Consider the following 26827-nt stretch of genomic DNA (forward strand, 5'->3'; position numbering starts at 1 on the left):
ACGGGATCGACGCAAAGAGAGAGGGAGGGACGAACGGATGAAGCTACGTCATGTGGTGGGTATCGGGTGCCTTGCCGTGTTGTCGGGGTGCGGGGGCGACCAGGGTTCGACGGATGCGAGCGTGTTGGCGCAGATGTCGAACCCGCAGCGCAACCAGAACGATCGAACCGACCAAGGCGATCAAAACGACCAGGGCGAGAACGGCGGCGCGGGCAAGCGGTCGGTGCTGCGCAGCGTCGATCCGATGATCGGCACCGCGAATCTCGACATCAACGCGGACTGGGCGAGCGGCGTGCGCGGCCACGGCCACGTGTATCCGGGCGCGACCGTGCCGTTCGGGATGGTGCAGCTCGGGCCGGACACGACGGGCGGCGCGCATACGCTGCCGTGGAACTGGGATCGCACGTCGGGCTACCAGTACGACGATCCGTTCGTCACCGGCTTCACGCACACGCACCTGTCGGGCACGGGCATCGGCTCGGGCGGCGAAGTGCGGTTCCTGCCGACGCTCGCGCCGGTCGACAAGGCAACCCTGGCGAAGGTCGCCGCCGATCCGTCGATCACCTACAACGCGTCGTTCAGCCATGACGACGAAACCGCGAGCCCCGGCTACTACCGCGTGAAGATGGCGCCGGTCGGCAGCGGCAACACGCCGTGGAACGTGCAGGGCGCGACGATCCTCGCGGAGATGACGGCGACCGCGCATGCGGGCGTGCATCGCTATACGTATTTCCCGGGCGCGGCGACGCAGAAGCGCAGCATGATCGTGAGCATCGACAACCCGATCGGCGGGTCGACCGCGAGCGGCAGGATCCAGATCGTCGACGCGCGGACGATCGCCGGCTGGCAGTTCACGAACAACTGGGCCAACCACAAGCCGACGTATTTCGTCGCACGCTTCTCGAGGCCGTTCGATACGAAGAACGTCGCGTTCAGCACGGACGGCTTCAAGGCCTACTTGACGTTCGCCGACGGCAGCGACGGCGGCGCGGTCACGGTGAAGGTCGGCATCTCGCCGTCGAGCGTCGCGGATGCGCAGGCCAACCTCGCGGCGGAAGTCGGCACGCAGTCGTTTGACCAGGTGCGCGGTGCGGCCGAGCGCGCGTGGCACGCCGCGCTCGACCGCATCCGGATCAAGGGCGGCACGGCCGACCAGCGGACGATGTTCTACACGTCGCTGTACCGCACGATGCTCGCACCGACGGTCTACAACAACGCGGACGGCAGCTACGTCGGCATGGATTCGACCAACGACGGCACGACGTCGCCGCCGACCACGAGCAAGCATGCGAACCCGGGCTTCGACTATTCGTCGACGTTCTCGCTGTGGGATACCTTCCGCGCCGAATCGCCGTTGATGACGCTCGTGCAGCCCGAGCGCGTCGACGGCTGGGTGAAGTCGCTGCTCACGCAGTTCCGGCAGAACGGCAAGGGCGAGCTGCCGGTGTGGCCGCTGGCGCAAACGGAAACCTTCACGATGGCCGGCCACCCGTCGATTCCGATGATCGCGGATGCGTACCTGAAGCACCTGACGAGCGCGGGCATCGACGACATCTGGACCGCGCTGACGACCACGCAGGGCGCGAGCGCGCACGGCTTCGATCAGTATCGTCAAAGCGGCTATGTGTTCGCGGGCGACAACGCGTCGGTGTCGACGACGCAGGACTATGCGTTCGACGACTGGGCGACGGCCGCGGTCGGCAAGGCGGCCGGCAAGCGTGCGGCCGACTACCGGCCGTACCTGCAACGCAGCCGGAACTACCGGAACGTGTTCAACGCGGTGCCGAACAACGGCTGGACGTTCTCGCAGCCGAAGGATGCGCAAGGCAACTGGGTCGCCGGCTTCGATCCGACCGCCGCCGAGAAGACGGACTTCTCCGAATCGAATGCGTGGGTCGATACATGGAACATCTTCCACGACTTCCCCGGCCTCGTCGCGCTGCTCGGCGGCAAGCGCCAGTTCATCGCGCAGCTCGACCGCACGTTCGATCCGGCCAACCCGCTGACCTTCCAGTACAACCAGGGCTTTCCGGACCTGACCGGCCGCAGCGGCCAGTTCTTCGCGGGCAACGAACCGGCGAACCACCTGCCGTACCTGTACGCCGTCGCGGGCATGCCGTCGAAGACCCAGGACCGCGTGCGCACGGTGATGGACGACATGTACTCGCTGACGCTGACGGCCGGCGATCGCGCGTTGCTGAGCGGCGACAGCCTGAAGGCCGCGCTGAACGATCCGCGGCGCGTGCGCGATGCGGCGATTCCCGGCAACGACGATTGCGGCCAGTTGTCCGCGTGGTACGTGCTGTCCGCGCTCGGCATCTATTCGCTGAATCCGGTCGGCGGCGTGTTCTACTTCGGCACGCCGCTGTTCGAGGAAGCGACGATCGATATCCCGGTCGCGTCGGCAAGCGCGGCGGGCGGGGCGTTGAGGTTCGGTGCGACGCGGCGCTTCAAGGTGACCGCGCATACGGCGAGCGGCGGCGCGCCGTCGTCGGTGAATCGCTACGTGCAGTCGGTCAGCCTGAACGGCACGCCGCTGCACCGGCCGTACATCACCTATGACGAGATGAAGGCCGGCGGCACGCTCGACTTCGTGATGGGCTCGACGCCGAACGATACGTGGGTCGGCCAGTGGAACGGCCAGGACCCGAACAGCGCGCTCGCGCCGTCGCTGGTGGCGGCCGGCCATACGACCGGCGTGCAGTAGCCGCGCGCGGCGGCGCCATGGGGCGCTGCCGGTCGTGCCGCCCGCTCACCGGCTGGCGCGGCCGGCACGCGCGTGGGGGCGGATCGATTGCGCTTCGGTTCTATGCCCCGTCGCGCTTATGATGCGGGAACGCCACTGACAGGGTTCCCCGCCATGGATGCGCCGCTTCCGCCGATGTCTGCCCCGATTGCCGAGACGGCCCCCGAAACCGAAACCGCCGCCGCGCCGCGCGCGTCGCGCCTGCACCGGCCGGTCGCGCTCGTCACCGGCTCGACGTCGGGGATCGGCGCGGCCGTCGCGCGCCGCCTGGCGGCGGACGGCTACGCGGTGATCCTGCATTCGCGCAGTTCGGCCGACACCGGGCGTGCGATGGCGCGCGAACTCGGCGGGGCCTACGTGCAGGCCGATCTCGCGGACGATACCGAGCGCGTGCGATTGATCCGCGACGCGCTGGCCGTGCACGGCCGGCTCGACGTGCTCGTCAACAACGCGGGCGTCAGCCGCGTGATTCCGCATGACGACCTCGCGGCGGCCACGCCCGACGTGTGGCGCGAGATGCATGAGATCAACGTGATCGCGCCGTTCCGGCTCGTCGCCGAAGCGGAGGCCGCGCTGCGCGAAGCAGCGTCGCACGGGCGAGCCGGGTGCGTCGTGAACGTCAGCTCGCATGCGGGCGTGCGGCCGAAGGGCGCGTCGATTCCGTATGCGGCCGCGAAGGCCGCGCTCAATCACACCACACGGCTGCTCGCGCGGACGCTCGCGCCGGCGATCCGCGTCAATGCGGTCGCGCCGGGGCTCGTCGATACGCCGCTGACCGCCGACTGGACGGAAGCGCAGCAGCTGTGGCGCGAGCGCGCGCCGATGCGCCGCCCGGCGGCGCCGGACGACATCGCGCAGACGGTCGCGATGCTCGTCGCGTCCGATTACGTGACGGGCGAGATCGTGATGCTCGACGGCGGGTTGAACCTGACGTGACGCGGTGACGCGCGCGTGTCGCGCGCGACCGCCGGGGCCTTCGGGAGGCGCGGACGATCAGCCGAGACTGGACCGCAGCCGCGCGAGCGCCTGATCGTGCGTGCGCTCGAACTTCAGCGGCGTGACGGCGACATACCCTTCGCCGAGCGAGACGGTTTCCGAATCCGCGTCGTCGTCGCGCGGCGCTCGCGCGAGCTTCAGCCAGTGATAGTCGATCTCGCGCGGATCGCGCCCCGACACGATCTCGACACCCTGCAGCGTGCCGGCGCCCTGGTTCGTCACCTTCAGGCCGCGCACGTCGTCGGCCGGCCGCGCCGGGAAATTCACGTTGAGGCACGCATCGCTGTCCCAGCCGGCGGCGACGAGCCGGCGAATGACGTCCGGCGCGTGCGTGAGCGCCGTGTTCCATGGCACCGCGTTGCGATCGACGAAGGCCTGGCTCAGCGCGATGGCCGGCACGCCGACGAGCATGCTCGTCATCGCCGCGCCGACCGTGCCGGAAAACACCGTTTCGGTGCCGAGGTTCGCGCCGCGATTCACGCCGGACAGCACGACGTCGGGCCGCGCATCCTTCATCAGGTGGCTGACCGCGATCGCGACGCAATCGCCGGGCGTGCCGCGCACCGCGAAGCGGCGCTCGCCCTTGCGATGCACGCGCAGCGGTTCGTGCAGGCTCAGCGAATGCGACGTGCCGCTCTGGTCTTCCGCCGGCGCGACGATCCACACTTCGCGTGCCAGTTGCGTGGCGACCTGTTCGAGTACTGCCAGGCCGGGGGCGTCGAATCCGTCGTCGTTGGTGAGCAGGACACGGTCGAACAGCGGGCGGGCTTCTTGCATCGGGACGATCCTCGCGGAGATGGGTAATGACAGGGGCGTACGGCGCCGCGCCAGCGTGGCGCAAGCGACAAGGCTAGCACTCCGGCGTGAGGAGCGTCGTGTCACGCGCTCGCCGCACGCCGGCGCGGACGTGAAAACGGGCGCATCGCGCGCCCGTTCGTCGTTGGAGGGGGGCCGGCGCGGCGGCCCGGCACCGTTCAGCCGAGCAGGTGCCGCAGCAGGCCGGCCGACACGACGCCGACGATCACGGTCGGCAGGATCGACAGGCGCGTCGCCGCGGCGAGCGTGATCGCGAGCGCGAGCAGGTCGGCGGGGCGCGTCGACACGAAGGCCGGCGCGATCACCGAGATCAGCACGCAGCCGGGCACGTTCTCCATCACCGACGCCATTCGCGGGCTCAGCGTGCGGTTGCGCAGCATCACGTAGCCGAGGATGCGCGACAGATAGGTCGTCGACGCCATCAGCACGATCGTCGCGACGGTACTGAAATCCGGCAGCTCAGGCATCGCGCGGCTCCCACAGCAGCGCGGCGATCAGCCCTGCGCATGCGCCTGCCGCGACGTACCAGGCGCCGGGCACGGCGAGGTGCGTGGCCGCCGCGACGACGAGGCTCACGAACCACGGCCGGCTCGCACGCATCCCTTTCCACATGCCGCGCAGCAGCACCAGAAACACGGCGGTGAACGCCATGTCGAAGCCGTACTGCTCGACGTTGCCGATCGTCGGGCCGACGGCCGCGCCGAGCGTCGTCATCGAGATCCACGTCAGGTAGAGCCCCATGCAGATGCCCGCGTAATAGGGCACGCTGATGTGCGTGGCCGAGCGCGCCCTCGCGTCGGCGAGCGACATCGCCCAGCTCTCGTCGCACATGAAGAACAGCGCGACGAACGCACGGCGGCGCGGCAGGCGCCGGATGTACGGCGTGAAGGCGGCGCCCATCAGGATGTGGCGCGAATTCACGAGGAACGACATCGCGACGATCAGCGCGATGTGCGGCGGCGACGTCCACAGATGGATCGCCGCGAATTCGGAGCCGCCGCCGAAATTGAGGCCCGTCATCATCGGCACCTCGAACAGGCTCAGCCCTTTCTGCGCGGCCTGCGCGCCCAGCACGAGCGCGAACGGCACGAAACCCAGCATGACGGGCAGCGCCGCGCGCAATCCGCGACCCATCTCGGCGACATAGGCGGGCTTGTCGCGAAGCCCGGACGACGTTGAAACGCTACTGCTCATGACTCCTCCTTCGGGGGGAGGGATTGTCTGCTTTTTTGACTCGAATCGGGTTGCGTTGTGGCCAAATTTTCCTCAGAATTTGGCATTGAACGCGCGATGTGAGTATTTTTTGGAATCGGATGCCAAATGAAACTTGACGCTATCGATCGCCGCATCCTGAGCGCGCTGCAGCGCGACGGCCGCATGCAGAACGTGGAACTCGCGCACGAGGTCGGGCTGTCGCCGTCGCCGTGCCTGCGGCGCGTGCGGCTTCTCGAGGAAGCCGGTGTGATCGAGAAATACGTGGCCGTGCTGAATCCCGCGAAGGTCGGCAAGGGGCTGACGATCTTCACGCGGGTGTGGCTGAAGGGGCAGGACGCGGAATCGGTGAACCGTTTCTCGGAGGCCGTCCAGCAGATGCCGGAAGTCGTCGAATGCCACCTGATGGCCGGCGATTGCGATTTCCTGCTGCGCGTCGTCGCGGCCGACATCGACGACTACCGGCGCTTCCAGATGGAAACCCTCACGCGCATTCCCGGCGTGCTCAGCGTGAAGACCGACATTCCGATGCAGAAGATCAAGCTCACGTCGGCGCTGCCGACGTAGCGCGACGCGGGCGCACGGTGCCCGTCGACGAATGGTCATTGCGCAGTGACAATCGCCGGATAAACTGGCGACGCAGGCCGCATCGCCCGTCTCGCCGGCGCGGTGATGCGACGTTCGATGTGCAAGCAACTAACGGTCAATGTTGACGCGATCGGGCACGCGGCGCTGCGCGCCGGACATGCGTTGCCGTGAATGCGTTTCTTCTTGTCGGGCCATTCATGCAGCCAATCAACAATCCGTGGAATTCGCTGGAAATCGTCAAGCTCGTGCTCGGCGTGCTGACGCCGTTGTCGGTCGCGTGTCTCGGCTGGCTCGTCGCGCGCCGGCTGAAGCGGCTCGAACTCGTGCAGTGGACCAACCAGCGGCTGATCGAGAAGCGGCTCGCGCTGTACGACGCCGTTGCGCCTCAGCTCAACGTGCTGCTGTGCTTCTACACGTGGATCGGCTACTGGAAGGACATCTCGCCGGACGACGTGATCCGTGCGAAGCGCGAGCTCGACCGCACGTTCCACATCTACCGCTACCTGTTCGACGACGACGTGTACGACGCCTATCACACGTACATCCACGCGCTGTTCGACGTGCATACGGGCCCGGGCCGCGACGCGCGGATCCGCTCGCTGATCCAGGCGCCCGACGGCGATCGCAGCGTGCACGGTTCATACGAGTGGAAGCCCGCGTGGTCCGACCGTTTCGCGACGGCGAATGTCGTGCCGAGGGACGACGTGCTGCGCCACTACACGCAGTTGATGGAGCGGCTGCGCGTGGCGCTGGGCGCGACGCGCTGAAGGCCGCGGCGCCCGCGCGCCGCTTCACGCCGGTATCGGAATCCGCCACCGGGCGGCGCGAATATCCGCCCTCGCACAGGAAGCGGATGCGAAGCCCGGCCGCTGCTGACATGCTCGCGCCATCACCACTCGCGCGAGGTCCGTATGGTCGTCGACACCGGCCGCCAGCCGCTCATGATCCGCTCGCCCGGCGCGGGCCGGCGGCGTCTCTTCTTCGTCGGTTCTCCCGAAACGCGTGATGTGTCGTTGCCGGTCGAACCGGAGATCGGCGACATCGTGTTCATTCGTGTGACCGTGCGGCCGTTCCTCGAGGTAGCGAGCGCCACGCGCTCATGGACGAATCACGTCGGCATCGTGGTCGGCGCGCGCGGCGGTGAAACGCTGATCGCGGAGAGCACGTTCCCGCTGTCGCGCGTCACGACGATGTCGCGGTTTCTCGCGCGTTCCGATCGCGGCGCATGCGTGATCGCGCGGCTCAAGCAGCCGCTCGACGCCGCGCAGCGACGCCGGCTCGTCGACGCGGCGATGCGCCGGATCGGCGTGGTCTACGACACGGGTTTCAATCTCGCGTCGCGCCGGCAGTTCTGCTCGCGGTTCGTGCACGAAGTCGTGCGCGATGCGACGCGGATCGTGCTCGGCGACGTCGAGACCTTCGACATGCTGCTGCGCCGGAATCCCGATCATCCGCTCGGCTTCTGGAAAATCTGGTATTTCGGGCGAATCCCGTGGCGCCGCCGCACGGTGACGCCGGCGAGCTTGCTCGAGAGCGGCGCGTTGCGGGTGGTGGCGGATACGCGCGGGTGCGGGGCCGATTGACGGGCAAGTGCGATACGGAATCGGCGGCGCGTCCGCTGACGCGATGCAGGGCTTGAAGGAGGGCAGGAGAAATCGATCGTGTCGCGGGCGCGTGACTCAGGCAAACGAGATGACGAGCTGCTTGCCGCAAGCCGCCGCATACTTGCGCAGCGTATCGATGGACGGGGAGTGCCGGCCCGTCGCGAGCGCTCGTTCGAGCCGGGTAATGGCGGGCGCTTTCGTGCCCATCCGTTCCGCCACGTCGGCTTGCGACAAGCCGGCCGCTCGCCGAGCCGCCAGCATCGCGTCGAGCAGCGCGAATTCTTCGCGATTCAGCCGTTCGTATTCGGCGCGCACCTCGGGAGCGGTCAACGCACGCTCGCGCAGTTCCTTATACGTTGCCATCTCGAACCTCCTTCAATCGACGACGGGCGGTTTCCAGTTCCTTCCGCGCCCTTCAATCGCATTTCGTACAGCCCGTTTCCCATCGGTCGGGTGTGGGGCTCGCCCAGATTCGGGCCGTACTGCGCCATGCGGTCGGCGAGTGCAAGGATCCGGGCAAGCAAGGTCGCGGGCAACGACGCTACCCCAACCTCGACACGCTCATTGAAGAAGCGAATCTCACAAGCATGATTCAACACGGTAACAAATATGTTATGTATTCGCGAGAACAGTGACCGACCGCGGATGCGGGTACAGGCGGTTGGTCAGCGGTGAGGGAACGTTCGAGACCTTGTTGCAGCGGTCGGAGATAGCGGAGACGGCGTTCGGACCCGACGGCTTTCAGGAAATTCGGGTCCGGCAAGTACGCGATCCGGTGTCAGGGTGGGGCAGGCACCACGGCCGGATGACGGAGTTAGTTTCGCCCTGCCACCGCAAGCCGTGCCGCCAGCCCGACGAACACCGACCCAAGCAGATACTGAGGCAGCTTCGACGGCCGGCGGCGCGCGCCGATCCGCCGGCTCAGCCGGCTCGCGGAGAGAATGACCGCGCCGTTCACGACGAGCCCGATCAGGTTCAATACCGTCGCGAGCACGAGAATCTGCGCGGCGATCGAACCGTGCTCGGGGCGCACGAACTGCGGAAACAGCGCGAGCACGAACAACGCCATCTTCGGATTCAGCAGATTCGTCGTCAGGCCCTGACGAAAGATCGTCGCGGTCGAGTGGCGGCGTGGCGACGCGACGGGCGACAGCGCGGTCGCATCCGAACGGAAGGTCTTCCACGCGAGATACAGCAGATACGCGGCGCCTGCGAAGCGCACGGCGTCATACGCGAGCGGCACTGCGACAAAAAGCTGCGACAAGCCCAGCGCGGCCGCGAGCGCGTGGCAGTAGGTGCCGGCCTGAATGCCCGCGAGCGTCGCGAAGCCTGCACGCCGGCCCTGGCTCACGCTGCGGGACGCGATCAGCAGCATGTCGGGGCCGGGCGTGGCCGTCAGCGCGAGACATGCGCCGGAGAACAGCGCGAGCGTGGAGAAGTCGATCATGGCAGTCCCTTTTGTCGGTGCGGCGTAAAAGGGAGGTCAGTTTAGGAGGGCACGTGAGCGCGGTCAATCGAGCGAACGGACGATGGCCGGACGGTGTGGATCGCATGACACAGGCATCATGCTCGCGCGATCAGCGCGCCCCCTGCTTGCGACACGCGACCTGGTAGTCGATCACGGTATTCGCCGAAGGCTTGTCCGGCTCGCCGCCGACCGTCGTCACGCCGAGCACGCCGGCCGCATTCCGGTAGCGCAGCGCGCAATACCCCATCCCGGTGCCCGAACACGCTTCGGCTTCGATGATGCCGTGCTTCGCGAGCGTTGCCGCGCCATCCGTGGCTTCCGGCTTCTCGCGCGGGGGCAGCGGTTGCCAGCCATGCGCGATCAGGATCCTGCGTGCCGCGTCGAGCGGCTTGCCGTACACGTTCGGCACGACCGCGCGGCCGCCGCAGTGCGTGCTTTCGGCGGCGACGCCGGTCAAGCGCAGGCCGCCGTTCTCTTCATGCAGCTCGCCGACGGGCGGTGCCGGGCCGTCGCCGCCCCAGATCAGCAGCGCGCCGTTTTCCAGCCGATCGACCGAGCCGAGCTGCCAGCCGGCCTTGCGCGCGGTATAGCCGAGCGCGACGAGCGTCGTGCCGTCGAATACGCCGATGTTGCCGTTGCGCGCGAAGCAGATCGCGCTCGTGCCGGCGCCGAAGCCGCTCGAGAACGTGACGACCGTGTAGCGCCCGAGCGGCGCCTCGGACGTCACGATCCAGTCGCGCTTCGCGACTTCGCGGCCGGCCGCGGTGGTCGCATTCGCGCGATATCGCGTGCAAAACGGATCGAGCGAACCGTTCTCGGGTGAATGCGGCAGCACGCCGAGCGGCACGAGCGATGCGCCGGCAATATCGGACGCCGTCCGCGGCGGGGCGGCCGATGCCGTGCCGCCGAGCGCGGCCCAGGCAACAGTGGCGATCGTGGTTGCCGTCGCGAAACGGCGGCCCGAGGCCAGCGCACCGAAGCGCGACACGCGAGCGGTTTCCGGAGAAGCTGATACGGATGCGACGATTGCGGTGTTCCGCACGCGTGCCGCCAACGACTCAGTCCTTCGCGACGACGTCGATGCGCAGCGCTTCGCCGCCGTCGACGATCGCCAGCAGACGATCGACGTTCGGGTGCGCGCCCGGGCGGTTGCGTGCGTCGGCCGTGTGTTCGGCGAACACGGCGAGGCCATGCTCGGCCGCTTTCGCGTCGAGCGTGCCGAATGCCTGCTGCAGATAGTGGTACACCGCGAGCGAGCCCTGCTTGCCCGGCTGGTTCTCGATGGTCGCGACGACGTCGCCGTTCGCGCCGGCGAGATCGATGCGTGCGATACCGTCGATGGCCGGCAGTTGCGCGAGGTTGTCCTTGAATACAGGGGTCGGTTGAATCACTGAAAACGCTCCGTCGGTTTGATCGTGGAAAGGTGGCGGCCCGTATGTTATCTGATTCGCCGGGATGCATTCTTCGACGCAACCGGGCGATTCGCACAGAGTCGGATCATCCGGTCATAGACGCGCACGGCGGCCGATTGCGGGCACGCGCGAATGCTCCGCGAGACGCAGTCGGCCGGTTTGCGATGCCTGCTTCTCGCGCCGCCGCCACTTCAGCGTGACGGTCGCGATCGCAATCTCAAGACATGCCCGTCGTCAATTGTTGCTATCAAGACAACATGGTGAACGCGTGGGCGACGCTACCGACGTTGGGAATCCAAATCTACAATTTGCGTCAACGCCGGTTGTACAACGCTTGTTTCATGTTTCAACCCGGCGTATCTGCCGCAAGGAAGCCGGCAACCCGCGCGCTTCGTTCGGCTGGATCGTTTTTGCCAGCCGCGGAAACGCCCTCCTTTTCAACGGAGCACACCATGACATTCAATTCCCTTTCGCGATCGACCCTCTGCTCCGCGATGCTCTTGTCGATCGTGCCGACAATCGCCGTCGCGGGAACGTTCTCCGTCAAAGTCGATGACCTGAACCATGGCCGGTTCGGGAACGAACAGGTCTACGGCGGATTTGGCTGCCATGGCGAAAACGTCTCGCCGCGCATTTCGTGGTCCTATCTTCCTCGCGGAACGAAGAGCATCGTCGTGACCATTCACGACCCCGATGCCCCGACGGGCGGGCTGGGCTGGACGCATTGGGGCGTCGTCAATATTCCGGCGTCGGAAGCGTCGATCGAAAAGGGCGCGTCCGGCAATCCGAAGCGGATGCCTGCAGGCGCCGTCGAAACGCTGACCGATTTCGGGACGGCGAAATACGGCGGGCCTTGCCCGCCTCAGGGAGAGTCGCACCGATACGTCGTCACGGCGTCGGCGCTCTCGGTTCCAGGTATCGACGTGAACGCCACGTCGAGCCCGGCTCTCGTTGCATACCAGATGCACGGAAAAGTGATTGCACGGGCTCGCTACGTTGCGATGTATCACCGAGCGGCGGAGTGAGCGTCGTGGCGGGAGGTCATCGCAGCGCATCCCGCCGTCGGCATTCCGGTTCATGCCGTTGACGAAGCGCCCTTCGCTGCTGACGAGAATCAGTGCGGCGCGAGCCAGTGACTTGCGGCCGAATGTCATGACCGGTCAGGCGGGGAGTCGCGCGTCGATCGGATGCGCTTGGGTTTCCTTGCGACTAGCCCGGACCATCGCTGGCGGCGGCGAGAAGCGGCACGACCAGATCGCTGATCGGCGTCGGAATGCCGTGCGTTCGTCCGTATCGCTGCACGACGCCGTTCCGGCAGTCCCATTCGAGCGGATGGTTGCCCTGCCGGTCGGCCAGGATGGACGTACCCAAGTCCGGCGGATAGCCATGCAGTCCATCGACGATTTCCTGCGGCACTTCATCACCCAGCTTCGCACCTTCGGCCCGCGCGACCTCGAGACATTCCCGCAGGTAGGCGAGCGACAGTGCGGTGATGTCGCCGCGCGCGTACATGCCGGCGCGGCGACCGGTCAGCACCATCAGTCCCGCTACTGCGTTCTGCAAAAGCTTGCGCCACGCGAGCGAGATGAAATCCTCCGCGACCTCCGGCGAGCAGCGCGTGCCGTGCAACGCGGCGACCACCACGTTGCTCGCCGGCGTATCGGGCAGCGTGAGCCGAGGCTTGCCCCGCAGCCACACCGATGCGCCCGATTCGCGCTGCGCCGGAAACCAGACGACCGACGGCACGACCGTGGCGCCGGCCGCGTACGGCGCGAACGCGGCTTTTTGCTCGACGCCGTTTTGCAGCACGCAGACGACGGTATTCGCATCGCATAGCGCGGAGACCCAGGGTGCCGCGCTCGCTATCTGCGTCGACTTCACCGCAACGAACACGAGATCGAACCGCTCCTTGACCGCGTGCGGATCGGTCAGGACGGGCCCGGGCACGACGATCTCGCCGCCGTCGAAGCGCAGCTTCAGCTGCGCGTGGGCCGAGCGGCCGCAGATCACCGGTGTGCGGCCGGCTTCGTGAAGGGCCGCGGCGACGGTCGTTCCGATTGCGCCCGGACCGACGAGTGCGACGGTCGGGGAGTCAGCGTTCGTCATGGTGTTCATCCTGTTCAGTCATCCGCCAGATGCGGGCGCAGTGCGAGGGCGAGCGGAAAGATCGCGAGGGCGGTCAACGCGGTCGCATACGTGGCGCCATGCACACCGATCCTGTCGCCCAGGAAACCGTAGAGAACGGGCGAGATCGCGCCCGATGCGATCGTCCCCGTGTAGAAAATCGCGAATGCGCGCTCGGTACGCTCGGGTGCGGACATCTCCGGAACGGTTCCGTACAGCACCGACGAAGTACCATTGAGCATCATACCCAGAATCGGCAGCAGCACCATGGTAAGTGCCAACGGGAGATACATCACCGCGACGATGCACGCGGCCGTACCGCCCTCCGTGAGCAGCACCGTCCTGACCATACCCAGGCGCGCGCCCAGCCAGCCGCACATGAATTTGCCGGCCGCACCGCCTATGAAAACGAGTGCAAGCGCCGTTCCCAGCAGTTGCGGCGAGACACCCTTTGCCTTGAGCAGGAAAGGCAGAAAGGTAAGCAGTCCCATGCGTACCGCCGTATCGAGCACGCCGATGGAAAACAGCGTGGTGAATCCGCTTCCGCCGGTGCCGCTGCGTTGAGCGGACGCCTGCCCTTTGGCCGCCGTCTTGTCGGCGCCACGCGGCACGGCGGGAAACCAGAGCGCGATGACGGCGGCCACGACGCAGCCCAATCCGGCGACGATCCATAGCGCGTGACGCCACGGCATCAGGGTCACGAGCAGCGAAATGGCGGCCGGCAGTGCGGATTTCCCCAGATCGCCGGCGAAGTTGTAGATGCTGAGCGGGCCTCTCGCGTCGCGTCCATAGAGGCGGGACACGGCGCCCGATGCGATCGGATGCTGCGTGCTGGATCCGCCGCCCGAAATCGCCAGCGCCACGCCCAGACCGAGCAGGCCGCCCGACAGGCCCGCGAGCGCATAGCCGAGCGCGGCGAGCAGCGTGCCGAATGCGAGGGTCGTGCGGCTGCCCAGGTGTTGCGCGAGGCGCCCCGCCGACAACTGCAGCGTCGCCATCGTGCCGGCATAGACGCCGCGCAGGATCGCCAGGGCCGCAAAGTCGAGCCCGAATTCCGACTGCCACACGGGCAGCAACGCGTAGATCATGTCCGTATAGCCATCGTGCGTGGCGTGCGCAAGGCACGACAGCCACAGCACGCGCCGTCGGGGTGACGCGGTCTCCCGCATCATGGGCGGGGAAAAATCCGGCAGGCGCATCGTCGTTCGCTCCGTGCGAGCGGTCGGTGGAAGCCGTTCGTGGCTTCGCTTTCGCGCTCGAAGTGTCAATTTTATGGTTGAGGTAGCGGCCATTTCAATTGAACTAAAATTGCGTCAACAGAGAGAAAAAGTCACGTCATGAACGACAACCAGGACACGGCGAAGCACCGGGGCGAGTTGCCCCCGCTCAATGCGCTGCGCGCGTTCGACGCGGTCGCGCGGCACGGCAGCTTCGCGGGGGCGGCGCTGGAGCTGCATGTCACCCACTGGGCCGTAGGCAAGCAGATCAGGCTGCTGGAGGACTGGTTCGGCCTGCCGTTGTTCGACCGTCGTCCGCGCGGTGTCGTGCTGACCGACGAAGGAGCCGCGCTGCTGAATGACGTCAGCCACGTGTTCGAGCGCCTCGGTACCGCGGTGGGGCGGCTGCGCCACGACACGTTCAAGCACCGGATATCGGGCGTCGTGCGGGTGAATGTGCCGATGAGCTTTGCGCTGTGCTGGCTGCTGCCGCGGCTCGCCGATTTCCATTCGCGGTACCCCGACATCGACGTCAGGGTATCGACGACATCGCGCAAGTTGCGCTATGTCGCCGACGCTTTCGATATCGGGGTCCGTTCCGGTCCCGAGCAGGGCGCGGGCGTCGTATCGCGTCCGCTGATGCCCGACCTGCGCGTGCCGGCCTGCAATCCCGCGTTGCTGCGCCGGCATCCGATACAAAGCGTGGCCGACCTGCGCCATCACACCCTGCTGCATTCGGCCACGACGCGCTCCGCCTGGTCGCACTGGTTGCAGGAGGCGGGTGCTTCCGATCTGCGCGCCGCGCGTCATGTCGAATTCGATCATGTGAATCTTCAGCTCGGCGCGGCCGTCGAGGGGCTCGGCGTGGCCCTGGCGTCGTTGCCGCTGATCGGGCGCGATCTCGCCGAGGGGCGCCTCGTGTGTCCGATCGCGTCGCCCGTATGGCGTGCTGACGACTACATGCTGGTGACGAGCGCCGATCGTGCCGACGATGCCGCGGTGTCCGCGTTCGAGCGATGGATGGAAGGCGTGGCGAGCCGAGAGGCGGGATAGGCTCGCGGTGTCGGTCCGCGCGATCGGCACGGCGATGCACAGGGCCGGCGGTGCGGGGGCGGCGCAGCCGCGTCGATACCGCCGGTGGAGGCACGACGAAGCGCCGGCTTCGCTGCCATTGCGCCGGGCGTTTCGTTACCGTCCGGCGCCGGTCAACATGCCCGCTTCACGCGAACGCTCGATGTCGGGGCTGCGATACGCGCGCTCCGGAATCTCCGCGAGCCGCGACGCATGCACCTGCCGCGGCGCCAGCCCGTAGAACTTCTGGAAGCTCATGATCAGCGGCGACCACTTGTCCGGATCGATGCGGTCCGCATGGCCGTCCATCAGCAGGTCGGGATGCGCGTGCACGCGCTGGATGCGCAACTCGAACACGCGGATATGGCCGCGCAGGTCCGGCGCCTCGTCGCCGATCCCGTGCGCGGCCGCGACGACCGCTTCCATGTGCACCGGGCATTCGAGCGCGCGCGGCGGCGCGACGGTTTGCGACGCGGCTGCGGTGAGCCCGGCCGTGCCGAACTTGTCGGGTTCGAATACGTAGCCTTTCGCGCGTTTGCCGTCGGGCACCGGATACGTGCCCGTCGTGCGCGCGATCCGGTCGACCGCGTCCGCCTGCGCCGACGACGGCAGGTTCAGCACGCATTCGCCGGTGCGCAACAGGTTGCGGGTGGTCTGCGAGCTGGCGGCGATGCCGATCACGCCGCGCCAGCCGAGCCAGAACGCGGACGAGATCGGCGCGAGATTGGGCGTGCCGTTTTCGTTCAGCGTGCTGACCAGCACGACGGGCGTGCCGAAATAGAGGATGTTCGGTTCGGTGACGCAATGCGGCGCATTCATGGCGGGTGCCCTCGTTGACGGATCAGTCCGCATGCTGATCCGGTCGCGGCGGCGCGGCGCTCCGAATCTTGTCGTGTCATTCCGGAAGAGCGCAGGCGGCGTGGGCGCCGCGACGGGCCGGCCGGCATCGCGCGCGCTTTTCCGCTAGAGTAGGAAATCGTCGGCCGCGACCGCCGCACCACGCTCGCGGGCGCGGCCCCGTTCCGCCAACGCACACGAGGGCCCGATGGACACCGAACAACGCTACACCGCCAATGCGCCGACGCGCGCGGAAGTCGACGCACTGGGCGGCGCAACCGTCATCGAATTCGGCGCGAACTGGTGCGGGATCTGCGCAGGCGCGCAGCCCGCGATCGCCGCGTCGTTCTCCGCGCATCCTGCGGTGCGGCACCTGAAGATCGAGGATGGCCCGGGCCGCCCGCTCGGCCGCTCGTTCGGCGTGAAGCTGTGGCCGACCCTCGTCTTCCTGCGCGACGGCGTCGAGGTCGCGCGCGTCGTGCGCCCCGCCGACGCGAAACAGATCGAAGCCGACGGCTTCGCCGCGCTGGTCTGAGGTGGCCGAGATGCAACAGGCCCTCACGCACATCGGCGTCGACACGCGCGGCGGCGGCCTCGTCGAATTCACGCCGCAGGTGCGCGCGTTCGTCGACCAGCAGGCGATCCGCACCGGCCTCGTCACCGTGTTCTGCCGCCATACATCGGCGTCGCTGCTGATCCAGGAGAATGCCGATCCGTCGGTGCGGCGCGACATCGAACGCTATTTCGCGACGCTCGCGCCCGAGGACGACACGCGCTACGAGCACGACACCGAAGGCGCGGACGACATGCCCGCGCATCTGCGCACGGCGCTCACGCAGGTGCAGCTGTCGATTCCGGTCGAGCACGGGCGCATGGTGCTCGGCACGTGGCAGGGGATCTACCTGTTCGAGCATCGCCGCGCGGCGCACCGGCGCGATATCGTGCTGCATCTGATCGGCGAGTAGGCGGGAACGGGGAACGGGCGATGCGCCTGCTCAGGCGAGCAGCTTCTCGACGAGCGTGCCGAGCTCGCGCAAATGGACGGGTTTCGGCAGGAATGCATCGAACACCTGCTTGTTCTCGCGCAGCGCGGCCGACTCATATGCGCTGACGCCGAGGATCGCCGGATGGCGGCCGTCGTGGTCGGGTTCCGCCGCCGCGCGAATGCGCCGCGCGACCTCGAAGCCGCTCAGGTCCGGCAGTTCGAGATCGAGCACGACGATGTCGTAGCGGCCCGTGCCGAAGCGTGCGACGCCTTCCTGCCCGGTGCCGCACAGTTCGGCCTCGATGCCGAGGGCCGATAGCATCGCGCCAAGCGTTTCGCGCGCGTTGTCGTTGTCGTCGACCACCAGCGCGCGCCGGTCGCGGAGCGCGATCGCGGGCGGCAGTGCGGGCACGTCGCCGGCCGCGTGGCCGGCCGTGTCGATGCCCGGCACTTCGGCCGGCAGCGTCACGACGAACACGCTGCCTTCGCCGACCACGCTGCGCACGTCCACATGCCCGCGCAGCGTCGTCACGATTTCGCGCACGACCGCGAGCCCCATGCCGATCCCGTCCACATGCAGCCCGACCGCGTCGTTCGCGCGATAGAACGGCTCGAAGATCTTCGACAGGTGTTGCTTCGCGATGCCGGCGCCCGTGTCGTGCACGGCGATCTTCACCTGCTGGCCGGCCGGCGTGTCGGCGAGCGTGATCGACACCTTGATCGATCCGCCGTGCGTGTACTTGACCGAGTTCTCGATCAGGTTCGACAGCACCTGCCGCAGCAGCTTGCGATCGGAGCGGATCGCGAGACCCGGCGGCTCGATCCGCTGTTCGACCGTGATCCGCTTGGCCAGGATCTTCTCGCGCAACGGTTCGATCGCTTCGGCGAGCAGCGGCGCGATTCCGACGGTATCCAGTTCGGCCAGGCGTTTCGTCGAGCGCAGCTTGATGTAGTCGGTGAGGTCCTTGACGAGTGCTTCGAGCGACAGCGCGGAATTCTGCAGCCGCCGGATCGTCTTCAGGTTCGCGTCGGACTGCGGGCGCGCGAGCAGGATCTCGATCGACCCGCAGATGGCCTGCAGCGGCGTGCGCAGCTCGTGGCTGACCATCCCGAGGAACGCGTTCTTCGCCTCGATCATCTCGAACGCGCGGTCGGAGGCCTTGCGCTCGGCGTCGAGCGCCGCGTTTTGCCGTTCGAGCAGGTCGTCGCGCGTGCGCATCGTGTAGAACAGCAGCAGGAACAGTGCGCACAGGATCACGCCGAGCACGATGCCGAGGATCAGGATCGCACGCTGCTTTTCCTTCAGCTGATGGAACGTGAAATCGCGTTGTGCCATCTCGATCGCGCGGAAGTAGTTCGCGAGGCCGTTGACCTTCGGCCAGTATGCATTGACTTCGTCGATCACCTGCCGCGCGTTCTTCGGCGTGTCGCGCAGCGGCGGCACTTCCTGCTTCAGGCGCGTCATGAATTCACCGAGCGCGTCGATCTCGTTGCGCGCGCGCGGAATGCGCAGCCAGTATTCGGATACTTCGGACGGCCGCTGCAGGAACCCGAACGACACCGACAGGCTGTCGAGCTGCATCCGCACGTGATCGAAGTCGTCGTCCTCGCGTGTCGCGTAGAGGATCAGTTGCCGGTCGAATCGCGTATAGACGTTGCGGTATTGCGCGGCGGTCCAGAACACGCCTTCGCGCGGCCCTTCGAGCACGCCCTCGTTGACCGAGGTCGCGAGCAGGTCCCACAGCAGGAACGCCCACGCGGCGAACCCCATGATCCACAGCGAGCCGAGGACCAGGATGATCTTTCTGTTTTTCCACCGCCGGCGTTTCATGTCGCGGTCGAACTCACTTCACGGTCAGGCCGATGATCTGCCACGCGAACTTGGCCTCGCCGAGCGGCGTCTTCAGTTCGTCGGGATACTGGTCGCGCGGATACATGATCCACAGCGGGCCGTAGTTGTCGTTGCCGAGCACCTTGCCGTTCATCGTCCGCGCGAGGATCACGCCGTACTTGTCGGCATCCGACACGGGAATCGTGAACGTGTACTCGTCGATGCAGCGGAATTCGATCTGCGTGCCATGCGCGCCGACGGTCTTCAGCACGTCCGACAGGCGCGGGCCGGTGAAGGTCGACTTCGGCGTCCAGCTCGTCGACGTGACGATCGTATGCTGCGGCAGCGCCATCAGCGCCTGCTCGGAAAAGACGTAGGTCATCTTCCCCTGCTGGTTGCTCTTGCTGATCCTGCCGTCGACGGTGAACGTAAACGACGAAGCCGCCCATGCCGAGGCGGCCATGCCGAACAGGCAGGCCGTCAGCAGGCTCTTGATCCAGATGGTTGAAATGCGCATGTCGTGCCCTCGGTCTCGTGGTTCGTGTCGTGGTTTGTGGTTCGGGACTCAGTTCGCGGCGGCCACGGCCGGCAGCGTGATCTTCAGTTCGCGCGCCACTTCGGCGAACAGGATCGGCAGGCGCACCGGCTTTTCCTCGCAGCGCGCGTTGTAGTGCGACACGATGTGCGCGATTTCGTCCTCGCTGGCTTCGCCGGTCGAGATCTTGCCGGTCAGCAGGAAGATCGGCGCGCCGCTGTTCTCGCTCGAACGGATGCCGCGCACGAGTTCGGCGGCCGTCTGGTCGCCGAGCATCCAGTCGAGGATGTAGCCGTCGAAATCCTCGACTTCCAGCGCCTTGCGGAACGTCGCGCCGTCGAAGTACGGAATCGCGTTCACGCCTTTCTCGATGAAATATTCACACACCGTCTCGGCGACATCCTGCGAATCGTCGACCACGGCGATCCGCGCCGCGTAGACGTTCGGCTGGGTCGAGCGCAGCTCGATCACGTCGACCGGATAGGTGCGGCCCTCGCGCGCGTGCTGGCGCTCGGTCACGATCCATTCGCCCTGCCACTGCAGCGCGACGAAATCCGTCTCGATCTGGCTGCTGGCCTTCGTCGAGATCGCGGCGCGGCAGCGGAAGCGCCTCGATTCGATCACGAACGTCGCGTCGATCATCTCGGCGGCGGCCGGCTGCGTGCCCTTGTCGTCGAGCAGGATCGCGGGCGGCACGCCGAAGTGCGTCGCGATGTCCTGCAGCTGCGACAGGTTCCACGGGATCAGGCCTTTCATCTTGCGCGTGACGACCGAGAAGCTCAGGCCGAGCACGTTGGCGATCGTCGTGTTGTGGCTACGCGGCGGAATGCCGTTCCGGTTCAGTAGATCGCGCACCTTGTTCGCGGTGATGAGATCGACATTGGCCTGCTCGGTGGTGGACATCTCGATGGGGTCTCGAAGGGTTTTGGGCGAGGGAGAGCATAGCAAAACTGACGTGTCACGCAAACTTTGAAAAAGCGAATGACCTTGACATGCCATTTTTCTCCATTATTATTGCTCACCACGTCACTATTGTTTGCCGCGTCATGTTTGGAGATCGATGCCGGGATAGCCGGTACAGCGAAAAGCGGCAGCCATGAAATGGTGACGGAACAATTCCAAGAGAGAACCTGAGAGAGCCTTGGACTGCGTGTCGGCGTTGGCGGATTGTATCCGTTGCGCCGCACGCAACCAGGTACGAGCTCACGGGGTGGGATGGCTCGAAGAATTGCGGCGCCAATAAAACTGAGGACTGTACCAATGTATCGCCGTTTACTCGCTCCGGGGCTGCTGTTGCTGCTGGCCGCGTGCGCGCAGGACCCGTCCGTCACCGGCAACACGGTACGGATCTGCGACGACACCGGGTGTTCCGATCGCCCGAAAGATCAGGTGTCCTATCAGAAGAAGGACGATGCGGAAGACCGGGAAGATCCGCGTATCGCCGCGCTGAAGCAGACCGCGAAGACCCAGCCGAAGGCTGCCTACGACCTCGGCCTGCGTTATTTCCGCGGCGACGGCGTGCGCCAGGACAGCTATCAGGCGCTCAAGTGGATGCGCGAGGCCGCCGAGCGCGGCGACCTGCAGGCGCAGAAGGCGCTCGGCAGTTTCTACCTGTTCGGCCTCGAGGAAATGGGCTCCGACGCGCGCGAAGCGGAGAAGTGGCTGTCGATCGCGGCCGGCCGCGGCGACAAGGAATCGAAAAAGCTGCTCGATCTCGCGCGCAAGGCCAAGAAGGAAGACGAAGAAGACTGGAAGTGGCGCACGCAGTGGCGTGACGTCTATTACGGCTACTGGTACTCGGGCTATCCGTACTACGGCGTCTGGCAGCAGACGTACTGGTACTACTGACCGCGCATCAGGCAACGGGGGCAGCAGCGGGGAGACCACCATCGCGCGCCACGCCGGGGGGCTTATCGAAGTTCGCACGAACACATAAGCCGAACAACGACTCTAATCGATCGACAACGACATGAAGACCAACCTTTCCCAACGTCTCACTCAAGGTGCGCTGGTTGCAGCGCTTGGCGCGTCCGTCGCGGGTTGCGGCGGCGTGGTGACGCCCGGCGGACAGAACGCCGGCGTGACGGGTGCCGCGGCAGGCGGCGCGAGCGCGGGCGCGGATTCGCAGCTGCAGCGCTGTGCGTCGCCGCTCGGCACGATCGCCGTCGACGACGGCCGCAACGCCGACTGGTGGGGCCCGTTCGGTAGCGCGACCAAGATGACGACGATCGATCCACTGCTGCGCCTGGCCGTGCAGCAGTCGAACTGCTTCGTGATCACGTCGATCGGCAACCAGAAGAGCGACGCGCGCCTGTCGCGCATCACGCAGCTGCAGCGCAACTCGGGCGAATACCGCGCGGGCTCGAAGCAACAGAAGGGCCAGCGTGTCGCGGCCGACTACTACATGGAGCCGCAGATCGTGATCAACGATTCGCCGATCGGCGGCATCGGCAGCATGATCGGCGGGCTAATCGGCAACAGCGCGGTGGCGGCGGTGGCCGGCCACCTGCAGACGAAGGCGTCGGTCGTGACGCTGACGCTGTTCGACGTGCGCTCGGCCGTGCAGATCGCGGCGTCGGAAGGCAGCTCGACGGCGACCAACTACGGTGCGGCGCTGGGCGGATTCGGCGGCGGCGTGGGCGGTGCGCTCGCCGGGTTCTCGTCGACGCCGGAAGGCAAGGCGACGGTCGTCGCGTTCATCGACGCGTACAACAAGATGGTCGTGGCGCTGCGCAGCTACAAGGCGCAGGACGTGAAGGGCGGCCTCGGCCGCGGCGGCCAGCTGCAGGTCAACTGACGTTCCCGGGCCGGTGGTTGGCCGCCGGCCCAATCCCGATGCGGATGGTCCGTGCGCGCGGCGTGATCCGTGCGTAACGGCTTCGTTCGTCCTGTTCGTTCAGAAGGTGATTCCGATGAAAACCGTTGCATTGATCGCATTGACTTGCCTGGCGCTGACCGCTTGCGGCGGCGACGACACTTCCGCGCCTGCATCGTCCGGCGGATCGGGCACGAGCAACAACGGCGGCAGCGGTGGCACGGGCACCGGCTCCGGCGGGACGGGCGGCGGCGGGGCGGGAAGCGGTGGTTCGGGCGGCTCCGGCGGCGGTACGCTGACGTGGCGCTACGAGGCACAGCCGGTCGCGGCGGATCGGGCGAGCTTCCTGACGCTGGTCAACAACGAGGGCGCAAAAGGCTATCGATATCTGGGCGACTATTTCTACAATGCGAGCAACGGCGGGTCGCAGTCGATCTTCGTGAACGACGGCACCGCGCAGACCTACACGTACCAGTTGCAGACGGCGCCGGCCGACATGACGTCCTTCGTGAACGCGGCCAACGCGCAAGGGGCGAGCGGCTACCGCTACGAAGGGCCGCTCACGTACGGCGACCTCTATCGCAAGGACGGCGGCTCGTCGGCCACCTACACGTACACGGCGACGGGCCTGCCCGCCGACGCCAACGCATTCCTCGCGCAGGCGAACGGACAGGGCCAGTCGGGCTACTGGTTCCTTGGCCCGATGGCGGTGGGCACCGCGCAGGCGAACGTGTACATGAAGAACAACGCGTCGAACGCGACCTATACGTACGACGCGCTGGCGCCGACGTCGACGGTCGGCGACTTCATCGCACAGGCCAACAGCGAGGGGGCGAAGGGTTATCGCGCGAAGGGCGCGATGGCATTCGGTACGGCGATCTCGTGGGTCTACGTGAAGGACCAGACGCAGTCGCCGACCTTCACGTACCAGTCGGCCGCGATCCAGTCGACCGGCGCCAGCTTCGTTCAGCAGGCGAACACATTCGGCGCGCAGGGCAGCGCGTATCTGAGCGATCTCGCGCTCGGCTCGCCCGCGCCGGTGATGGCGTCGTTCTATTTCACGCCGAAGAACTGCACGGGCTTCCTGTGCACGACGCTGAATCCGCTCACCCAGAACTGAGCGGGCGATCCTGCCGGGAAGTCCCGCGCGGGTCGAATCGGGTGCCTCGGTGCGTCACGAGATTCGTTGACGCATCTTTTTGCCGCCGGCTCGCCGGCGGTATTTCATTGTGGACGGACCTGAGGCGATTCGCCGAAGCGACGGGTCCGAACGGCGCGGTGCGCGACACGCGATTCCACCGCCGATTCTCGTTCAAGTTCAAAACAATCATTAAAACAAATAGGACGTGTACTAAAAGGATAATGCACACCTGATTTTCGTGGTGTCGTTAGGCATGATCGGGACCTTACCGTCCCGAATGTTTCCATCGTGACGTCCGGCCGGCCGGGATTTGCCGCAGGTCCGCGTTCCGGGCTCCGTCACATCGAGCCATGCCATACAGCACGCTTCAGTCCATTCGCCGCTACCAGAGCATTTCGATGTTCGGGGGCGGCATCGTCGTCACGATCCTGATCCTGATCGCCTGCGGGCTCGGGATCACGTCGATCGTCTACGGCCATCTGGACGGCGAGCGGCGCAATTTCCTGAACGGTGTCGAGGAAGCCGCGGACGAGGTGCAGGTGGCCGAGACGTCGTTCCGCAACGGCGTCACGAATACGCAACTCATCTGGCGGGAGATCGGCGCGGCGCCGGCCGAGGTCGTGAACGCGTTCTTCGCCGACGGCCAGCAGCTGGCGATCAAGCCGTATCCGTCGCTCGTGGTCGGCGTGCCGGGGCAAACCGCGCGGCGCGACGAGGTCGCTCGTTATCTCGCGCTGTCGTTCATGCTGTCGCGCATCTGCGCGGCGAGTTCGCTCAATCGCGGGCGTACGCTCGAGGGGTACCACTACAGTACGCGCACGGGCGTCTTCGGCCTGGTGCCACACCTGGCGCGCGACAATCCGGCACTGGCGTCGGCCGACGCGCGTGCGCAAGTATTCGATGCGCTGCGCATCGATTTCGACGGCTCGCCGCCGGCGCCGAACGACGGTCGGCCGAACGTCCGCTGGCTGCCGCCCTACGTCAACCCCGTCACCGGGCAGATGCGCATCCGCGTCGCTGCCGAGGCGCGCGCCGCCGGCCAGCCGTTCGCGGTGCTGGTCACCGAATACGCACCCGACTACCTGCTGTCGTGGCTGCCCGGACGGGGCTTGGCCGGCACGTTCTTCATCACGTCGGCGGACAACCGGCTGATCGCGATCGATCCGGACGTCGCACGCACGAACGCCCTGAGCGAGCGCTTGCTGAGCCTCGATGTCGCGCATCGTGGAAGGGTGTCCGCCGAGCCGCTCTTTCGCGACGGCGCGATCGTGTTCAGCAGCAAGCTCGCGGCAACCGGCTGGACGATCGCCTATGTGCTGTCGTGGGCCGACGTGCTGGCCGGCATCGGCGTGCAGGCCGGCGGGCTCGCGGCGTCGACCCTCGTTGCGATCATCGTGATGTGGCTGCTGCTCGTGCGTTTCCACCGGCGCGTGCTTGTGCCGGTGTATGCACGCTCGGCCCGCGTGTTCGACAGCGAGGCGCTGTGCCGCAGCGTGATCGCGATGGCGCCGGTCGGCATCGGCCTCGTGTCGTTGTCCGACCGGCGCGTGATGCTCGCGAGCGACGCGCTCAAGCAGATGCTGCTGCCGCATGAAGGCGATTACCATGCGCTGTCCGCGCTGGCACTCGAGAAGTACGACGCGTTCGTCGCGAACGGCGGGGCCGGCCGGACGATGACGACCGAACTCGTGCTCGACGCACGCGGCGATACGCCGCTGCACCTGGAGATCATCGCGCACGGCGCGCGTTATCAAGGCGAGGACGTGCTGATCGCGACGTTCGCCGACATGAGCGCGCAGTGCCGCCTCGTTCATCAGCTCGAGGAAGCGGTGCGCGCGGCCGATTCGGCGAATGCGGCCAAGTCGTCGTTTCTCGCCGCGACGAGTCATGAGATCCGCACGCCGCTGAACGTGATCCTCGGCAACCTCGAGCTGCTCGAGCGCACGGCGCTCGATGCCTCGCAGCAAGGCCGCGTGCGGACGCTGCGCGCGTCGGCCGAAGGGCTGCTCGCGATCGTCAGCGACGTGCTCGATTTCTCGAAGATCGAAGCCGGCGCGATGTCGGTCGAGTCGATCGAGTTCGACGTGATCGCGGTGATCGAGCGCGAGCTCGCGGCATTCGCGTCGGTCGCGAAGGCAAAAGGGTTGCCGCTGTTCGCCGATATCGATGCGAGCGGCGCGCAGCGCATGCGCGGCGATCCGACGCGGCTCGCGCAGGTGGTCGGCAACCTGCTGAGCAACGCGATCAAGTTCACGAGCGCCGGGCGCATCGTCGCGCGCGTGGCGGTCGGGCGAAATGCGCGCGGCGCGCCCGAGATCGCCATCGGCATCGAGGATACCGGCATCGGGATCGACCCTGCGCAACAGGGCAAGCTGTTCAAGGCGTTCTCGCAGGTCGATGCGTCGATCACGCGGCGCTATGGCGGCACGGGGCTCGGGCTCGCGCTGTGCGACCGGCTGGTCGCGGCGATGGGCGGGACGATTGCGGTCGACAGCGCGCCGGGCGTCGGCAGCCTGTTCACCGTGCGCTTGCCGCTGCACACGGGCATTGCGCCGAAATCCCCGGCCAGCGCGGGTGCCGGCCGGACGCTGATCGTCGTGTCGCCGGAGGACGCGTGGCGTGCGTTTGCCTTTCCGCATCTGCGTGCATGGGGGTTCGACGTCGCGATGCATCCGAGTCCGATCGGGATTGCCGCCGGGTGCCTCGCGCGTGCACACGCGATCGTGCTCTTCGGCGATTCCGACCAATGGCGGCGCGAGGAGCTCGACAGCCTCGGCGGCGGTACGCCGGTCGTGCTGGCGACGCCGGACGGCCCGCTGCAGCCGGACGTCGCGGGCCGCACGATCCGCGTGTCGAGTTATTCGCTGAACGGGCTGCGCATGGCGATCGCGCAGGCGCGAGTCGCTACCGCCGAGTCGCCGCGCGGGCCGGGGTGCGCGCCCGATTTCGGGCAGTCGGCGTCGCCGGCTTCCAGTACGCGTGTGCCGCGTGTGCTGGTCGCAGACGATGCGGCGGTCAACGGGTCGATTTTCCGCGAGCAGCTGGATGTGCTCGGTTGCACGGTCCGGTGTGTGTCGTCCGGCGGCGCGGCGCTCGACACGCTCGAGAGCGGCATGTGGGACGTGCTGCTGCTCGGTGCCGACTTGCCCGACATGTCGGTCCGGGAACTGGTCGAAGCCGTTCATGCGCGCGCGTTGCCGTGCGACATGATCGTCGTGGCATCGTATCTGGCGCCCGACAATGCCCGGCGCTACGCGGCATCGAACGTCGCGTACGTGTTGACCAAGCCGGTGACGCTGGCCGACCTGCGCCGCGGCCTCGCCCGCGTCGCGCGGCGGCGCGGGATCACACTCCCCGCGGGCGCGGCGGACAAGCGGCCTGCTTCGGGCGTCATGGCTGCTGCGACGATGCACTGGCCCGGACGGTAAA

At 66.9% G+C, this 26827-nt stretch carries 27 protein-coding genes; 13 read left to right on the forward strand and 14 right to left on the reverse strand.

The window, feature by feature from the left end:
- The first annotated feature begins 37 nt into the window (after nucleotides 1-37).
- Together VXM69_RS03110 and VXM69_RS03115 are read left to right on the forward strand one after the other, a co-directional pair.
- Nucleotides 38-2707, forward strand: a complete 2670-nt coding sequence (locus tag VXM69_RS03110) for a GH92 family glycosyl hydrolase (RefSeq protein ID WP_367188973.1) — start codon at nucleotides 38-40, stop codon at nucleotides 2705-2707.
- Nucleotides 2708-2860: 153 nt separating this feature from the next.
- Entirely contained in the window at nucleotides 2861-3682 is an 822-nt protein-coding gene (locus tag VXM69_RS03115) for an SDR family NAD(P)-dependent oxidoreductase (protein WP_226252040.1), read from the forward strand.
- A 57-nt stretch (nucleotides 3683-3739) separates the two neighbouring features.
- On the opposite strand, the gene surE is transcribed toward VXM69_RS03115, so the two are convergent.
- The 3 genes from surE to VXM69_RS03130 form a co-directional block, all read right to left on the reverse strand.
- Entirely contained in the window at nucleotides 3740-4519 is a 780-nt protein-coding gene (gene surE / locus VXM69_RS03120) for a 5'/3'-nucleotidase SurE (protein WP_367188974.1), read from the reverse strand.
- A gap of 197 nt (nucleotides 4520-4716) precedes the next feature.
- Nucleotides 4717-5016, reverse strand: a complete 300-nt coding sequence (locus VXM69_RS03125) for an AzlD family protein (protein WP_226252075.1) — start codon at nucleotides 5014-5016, stop codon at nucleotides 4717-4719.
- A gap of 1 nt (nucleotide 5017) precedes the next feature.
- On the reverse strand, nucleotides 5018-5752 hold the full coding sequence (locus VXM69_RS03130) for an AzlC family ABC transporter permease (RefSeq protein WP_367188975.1): 735 nt from the start codon (nucleotides 5750-5752) through the stop codon (nucleotides 5018-5020).
- A 126-nt stretch (nucleotides 5753-5878) separates the two neighbouring features.
- Here VXM69_RS03130 and VXM69_RS03135 point away from each other — a divergent pair, with 126 nt between their 5' ends.
- From VXM69_RS03135 to VXM69_RS03145, 3 genes are all read left to right on the forward strand, one after another.
- Nucleotides 5879-6337, forward strand: a complete 459-nt coding sequence (locus VXM69_RS03135; RefSeq protein ID WP_034188562.1) for an Lrp/AsnC family transcriptional regulator — start codon at nucleotides 5879-5881, stop codon at nucleotides 6335-6337.
- A 218-nt stretch (nucleotides 6338-6555) separates the two neighbouring features.
- Nucleotides 6556-7125: a hypothetical protein gene (locus VXM69_RS03140; RefSeq protein WP_367188976.1), complete on the forward strand. Its 570-nt coding sequence runs from the start codon at nucleotides 6556-6558 to the stop codon at nucleotides 7123-7125.
- 144 nt (nucleotides 7126-7269) lie between these two features.
- The gene (locus VXM69_RS03145; protein ID WP_059559988.1) at nucleotides 7270-7941 is read left to right on the forward strand and encodes a YebB family permuted papain-like enzyme; all 672 of its coding nucleotides are present in this window, start codon (nucleotides 7270-7272) and stop codon (nucleotides 7939-7941) included.
- 96 nt (nucleotides 7942-8037) lie between these two features.
- On the opposite strand, the gene VXM69_RS03150 is transcribed toward VXM69_RS03145, so the two are convergent.
- The 5 genes from VXM69_RS03150 to VXM69_RS03170 all read right to left on the reverse strand — a co-directional run bounded on the left by VXM69_RS03150 (nucleotide 8038) and on the right by VXM69_RS03170 (nucleotide 10821).
- A complete protein-coding gene (locus tag VXM69_RS03150; protein ID WP_069704391.1) occupies nucleotides 8038-8325 on the reverse strand; it encodes a helix-turn-helix domain-containing protein in 288 nt (95 codons plus the stop codon).
- Complete coding sequence (locus VXM69_RS03155; RefSeq protein ID WP_367189220.1) at nucleotides 8289-8453, reverse strand: hypothetical protein; 165 nt, start codon at nucleotides 8451-8453, stop codon at nucleotides 8289-8291. Before VXM69_RS03155 ends, VXM69_RS03150 begins: the two co-directional genes overlap by 37 nt.
- 323 nt (nucleotides 8454-8776) lie before the next feature.
- Nucleotides 8777-9409, reverse strand: a complete 633-nt coding sequence (locus VXM69_RS03160; protein WP_034188558.1) for a LysE family translocator — start codon at nucleotides 9407-9409, stop codon at nucleotides 8777-8779.
- Between the two features lie 130 nt (nucleotides 9410-9539).
- Complete coding sequence (locus VXM69_RS03165; protein ID WP_367188977.1) at nucleotides 9540-10418, reverse strand: hypothetical protein; 879 nt, start codon at nucleotides 10416-10418, stop codon at nucleotides 9540-9542.
- Between the two features lie 70 nt (nucleotides 10419-10488).
- Nucleotides 10489-10821 carry a DUF2322 family protein gene (locus VXM69_RS03170; RefSeq protein WP_034188557.1) on the reverse strand — a complete coding sequence of 111 codons (333 nt, stop codon included), beginning with the start codon at nucleotides 10819-10821 and terminating at the stop codon, nucleotides 10489-10491.
- A 473-nt stretch (nucleotides 10822-11294) separates the two neighbouring features.
- On the opposite strand from VXM69_RS03170, the gene VXM69_RS03175 reads away from it, so the two are divergent.
- The gene (locus VXM69_RS03175; RefSeq protein ID WP_343726386.1) at nucleotides 11295-11867 is read left to right on the forward strand and encodes a YbhB/YbcL family Raf kinase inhibitor-like protein; all 573 of its coding nucleotides are present in this window, start codon (nucleotides 11295-11297) and stop codon (nucleotides 11865-11867) included.
- 184 nt (nucleotides 11868-12051) lie between these two features.
- On the opposite strand, the gene VXM69_RS03180 is transcribed toward VXM69_RS03175, so the two are convergent.
- Nucleotides 12052-12948 (reverse strand): oxidoreductase, encoded by an 897-nt coding sequence (locus VXM69_RS03180; RefSeq protein WP_034188618.1) that lies wholly within the window; start codon nucleotides 12946-12948, stop codon nucleotides 12052-12054.
- Nucleotides 12949-12962: 14 nt separating this feature from the next.
- The gene (locus VXM69_RS03185) at nucleotides 12963-14165 is read right to left on the reverse strand and encodes an MFS transporter (protein WP_034188555.1); all 1203 of its coding nucleotides are present in this window, start codon (nucleotides 14163-14165) and stop codon (nucleotides 12963-12965) included.
- Between the two features lie 138 nt (nucleotides 14166-14303).
- On the opposite strand from VXM69_RS03185, the gene gcvA reads away from it, so the two are divergent.
- A complete protein-coding gene (gcvA, locus tag VXM69_RS03190; RefSeq protein WP_034188554.1) occupies nucleotides 14304-15236 on the forward strand; it encodes a transcriptional regulator GcvA in 933 nt (310 codons plus the stop codon).
- Between the two features lie 135 nt (nucleotides 15237-15371).
- On the opposite strand, the gene VXM69_RS03195 is transcribed toward gcvA, so the two are convergent.
- Nucleotides 15372-16073 carry a flavin reductase family protein gene (locus tag VXM69_RS03195; protein ID WP_367188978.1) on the reverse strand — a complete coding sequence of 234 codons (702 nt, stop codon included), beginning with the start codon at nucleotides 16071-16073 and terminating at the stop codon, nucleotides 15372-15374.
- A gap of 226 nt (nucleotides 16074-16299) precedes the next feature.
- On the opposite strand from VXM69_RS03195, the gene VXM69_RS03200 reads away from it, so the two are divergent.
- Together VXM69_RS03200 and VXM69_RS03205 are read left to right on the forward strand one after the other, a co-directional pair.
- Nucleotides 16300-16626: a thioredoxin family protein gene (locus VXM69_RS03200; protein WP_059559975.1), complete on the forward strand. Its 327-nt coding sequence runs from the start codon at nucleotides 16300-16302 to the stop codon at nucleotides 16624-16626.
- Nucleotides 16627-16636: 10 nt separating this feature from the next.
- Nucleotides 16637-17056, forward strand: coding sequence for a secondary thiamine-phosphate synthase enzyme YjbQ (locus tag VXM69_RS03205; protein ID WP_034188617.1), 420 nt, complete (start codon nucleotides 16637-16639; stop codon nucleotides 17054-17056).
- A 30-nt stretch (nucleotides 17057-17086) separates the two neighbouring features.
- Here VXM69_RS03205 and atsR read toward each other — a convergent pair whose 3' ends face one another.
- From atsR to VXM69_RS03220, 3 genes are read right to left on the reverse strand one after another with little or no spacing between them, the layout of a single operon-like run.
- Nucleotides 17087-18907, reverse strand: coding sequence for a hybrid sensor histidine kinase/response regulator AtsR (atsR, locus tag VXM69_RS03210; protein ID WP_367188979.1), 1821 nt, complete (start codon nucleotides 18905-18907; stop codon nucleotides 17087-17089).
- 13 nt (nucleotides 18908-18920) lie between these two features.
- The gene (locus VXM69_RS03215) at nucleotides 18921-19424 is read right to left on the reverse strand and encodes a molybdopterin-dependent oxidoreductase (protein ID WP_367188980.1); all 504 of its coding nucleotides are present in this window, start codon (nucleotides 19422-19424) and stop codon (nucleotides 18921-18923) included.
- Nucleotides 19425-19472: 48 nt separating this feature from the next.
- Nucleotides 19473-20345 (reverse strand): helix-turn-helix domain-containing protein, encoded by an 873-nt coding sequence (locus VXM69_RS03220; protein WP_034188549.1) that lies wholly within the window; start codon nucleotides 20343-20345, stop codon nucleotides 19473-19475.
- 357 nt (nucleotides 20346-20702) lie between these two features.
- On the opposite strand from VXM69_RS03220, the gene VXM69_RS03225 reads away from it, so the two are divergent.
- From VXM69_RS03225 to VXM69_RS03240, 4 genes are all read left to right on the forward strand, one after another.
- Entirely contained in the window at nucleotides 20703-21290 is a 588-nt protein-coding gene (locus VXM69_RS03225; protein WP_034188548.1) for a tetratricopeptide repeat protein, read from the forward strand.
- 121 nt (nucleotides 21291-21411) lie between these two features.
- Nucleotides 21412-22239: a hypothetical protein gene (locus VXM69_RS03230; RefSeq protein ID WP_034188547.1), complete on the forward strand. Its 828-nt coding sequence runs from the start codon at nucleotides 21412-21414 to the stop codon at nucleotides 22237-22239.
- A gap of 115 nt (nucleotides 22240-22354) precedes the next feature.
- Nucleotides 22355-23377, forward strand: coding sequence for a hypothetical protein (locus VXM69_RS03235; RefSeq protein WP_034188546.1), 1023 nt, complete (start codon nucleotides 22355-22357; stop codon nucleotides 23375-23377).
- A gap of 371 nt (nucleotides 23378-23748) precedes the next feature.
- On the forward strand, nucleotides 23749-26826 hold the full coding sequence (locus tag VXM69_RS03240; RefSeq protein WP_367188981.1) for an ATP-binding protein: 3078 nt from the start codon (nucleotides 23749-23751) through the stop codon (nucleotides 26824-26826).
- The last annotated feature ends 1 nt before the right edge of the window (nucleotide 26827 follow it).

Source organism: Burkholderia sp. Ed8 (genome assembly GCF_040761425.1).
Taxonomy (GTDB): Bacteria; Pseudomonadota; Gammaproteobacteria; order Burkholderiales; family Burkholderiaceae; genus Burkholderia; species Burkholderia seminalis.

Coding starts and splice junctions, on each gene's coding strand:
- VXM69_RS03110 (WP_367188973.1), top strand. CDS start 38: ATGAAGCTACGTCATGTGGTGGGTATCGGGTGCCTTGCCGTGTTGTCG.
- VXM69_RS03115 (WP_226252040.1), top strand. CDS start 2,861: ATGGATGCGCCGCTTCCGCCGATGTCTGCCCCGATTGCCGAGACGGCC.
- surE (WP_367188974.1), bottom strand. CDS start 4,519: ATGCAAGAAGCCCGCCCGCTGTTCGACCGTGTCCTGCTCACCAACGAC.
- VXM69_RS03130 (WP_367188975.1), bottom strand. CDS start 5,752: ATGAGCAGTAGCGTTTCAACGTCGTCCGGGCTTCGCGACAAGCCCGCC.
- VXM69_RS03135 (WP_034188562.1), top strand. CDS start 5,879: ATGAAACTTGACGCTATCGATCGCCGCATCCTGAGCGCGCTGCAGCGC.
- VXM69_RS03140 (WP_367188976.1), top strand. CDS start 6,556: ATGCAGCCAATCAACAATCCGTGGAATTCGCTGGAAATCGTCAAGCTC.
- VXM69_RS03145 (WP_059559988.1), top strand. CDS start 7,270: ATGGTCGTCGACACCGGCCGCCAGCCGCTCATGATCCGCTCGCCCGGC.
- VXM69_RS03150 (WP_069704391.1), bottom strand. CDS start 8,325: ATGGCAACGTATAAGGAACTGCGCGAGCGTGCGTTGACCGCTCCCGAG.
- VXM69_RS03155 (WP_367189220.1), bottom strand. CDS start 8,453: ATGGCGCAGTACGGCCCGAATCTGGGCGAGCCCCACACCCGACCGATG.
- VXM69_RS03160 (WP_034188558.1), bottom strand. CDS start 9,409: ATGATCGACTTCTCCACGCTCGCGCTGTTCTCCGGCGCATGTCTCGCG.
- VXM69_RS03175 (WP_343726386.1), top strand. CDS start 11,295: ATGACATTCAATTCCCTTTCGCGATCGACCCTCTGCTCCGCGATGCTC.
- VXM69_RS03180 (WP_034188618.1), bottom strand. CDS start 12,948: ATGACGAACGCTGACTCCCCGACCGTCGCACTCGTCGGTCCGGGCGCA.
- VXM69_RS03185 (WP_034188555.1), bottom strand. CDS start 14,165: ATGCGCCTGCCGGATTTTTCCCCGCCCATGATGCGGGAGACCGCGTCA.
- gcvA (WP_034188554.1), top strand. CDS start 14,304: ATGAACGACAACCAGGACACGGCGAAGCACCGGGGCGAGTTGCCCCCG.
- VXM69_RS03195 (WP_367188978.1), bottom strand. CDS start 16,073: ATGAATGCGCCGCATTGCGTCACCGAACCGAACATCCTCTATTTCGGC.
- VXM69_RS03200 (WP_059559975.1), top strand. CDS start 16,300: ATGGACACCGAACAACGCTACACCGCCAATGCGCCGACGCGCGCGGAA.
- VXM69_RS03205 (WP_034188617.1), top strand. CDS start 16,637: ATGCAACAGGCCCTCACGCACATCGGCGTCGACACGCGCGGCGGCGGC.
- atsR (WP_367188979.1), bottom strand. CDS start 18,907: ATGAAACGCCGGCGGTGGAAAAACAGAAAGATCATCCTGGTCCTCGGC.
- VXM69_RS03215 (WP_367188980.1), bottom strand. CDS start 19,424: ATGCGCATTTCAACCATCTGGATCAAGAGCCTGCTGACGGCCTGCCTG.
- VXM69_RS03220 (WP_034188549.1), bottom strand. CDS start 20,345: ATGTCCACCACCGAGCAGGCCAATGTCGATCTCATCACCGCGAACAAG.
- VXM69_RS03225 (WP_034188548.1), top strand. CDS start 20,703: ATGTATCGCCGTTTACTCGCTCCGGGGCTGCTGTTGCTGCTGGCCGCG.
- VXM69_RS03230 (WP_034188547.1), top strand. CDS start 21,412: ATGAAGACCAACCTTTCCCAACGTCTCACTCAAGGTGCGCTGGTTGCA.
- VXM69_RS03235 (WP_034188546.1), top strand. CDS start 22,355: ATGAAAACCGTTGCATTGATCGCATTGACTTGCCTGGCGCTGACCGCT.
- VXM69_RS03240 (WP_367188981.1), top strand. CDS start 23,749: ATGCCATACAGCACGCTTCAGTCCATTCGCCGCTACCAGAGCATTTCG.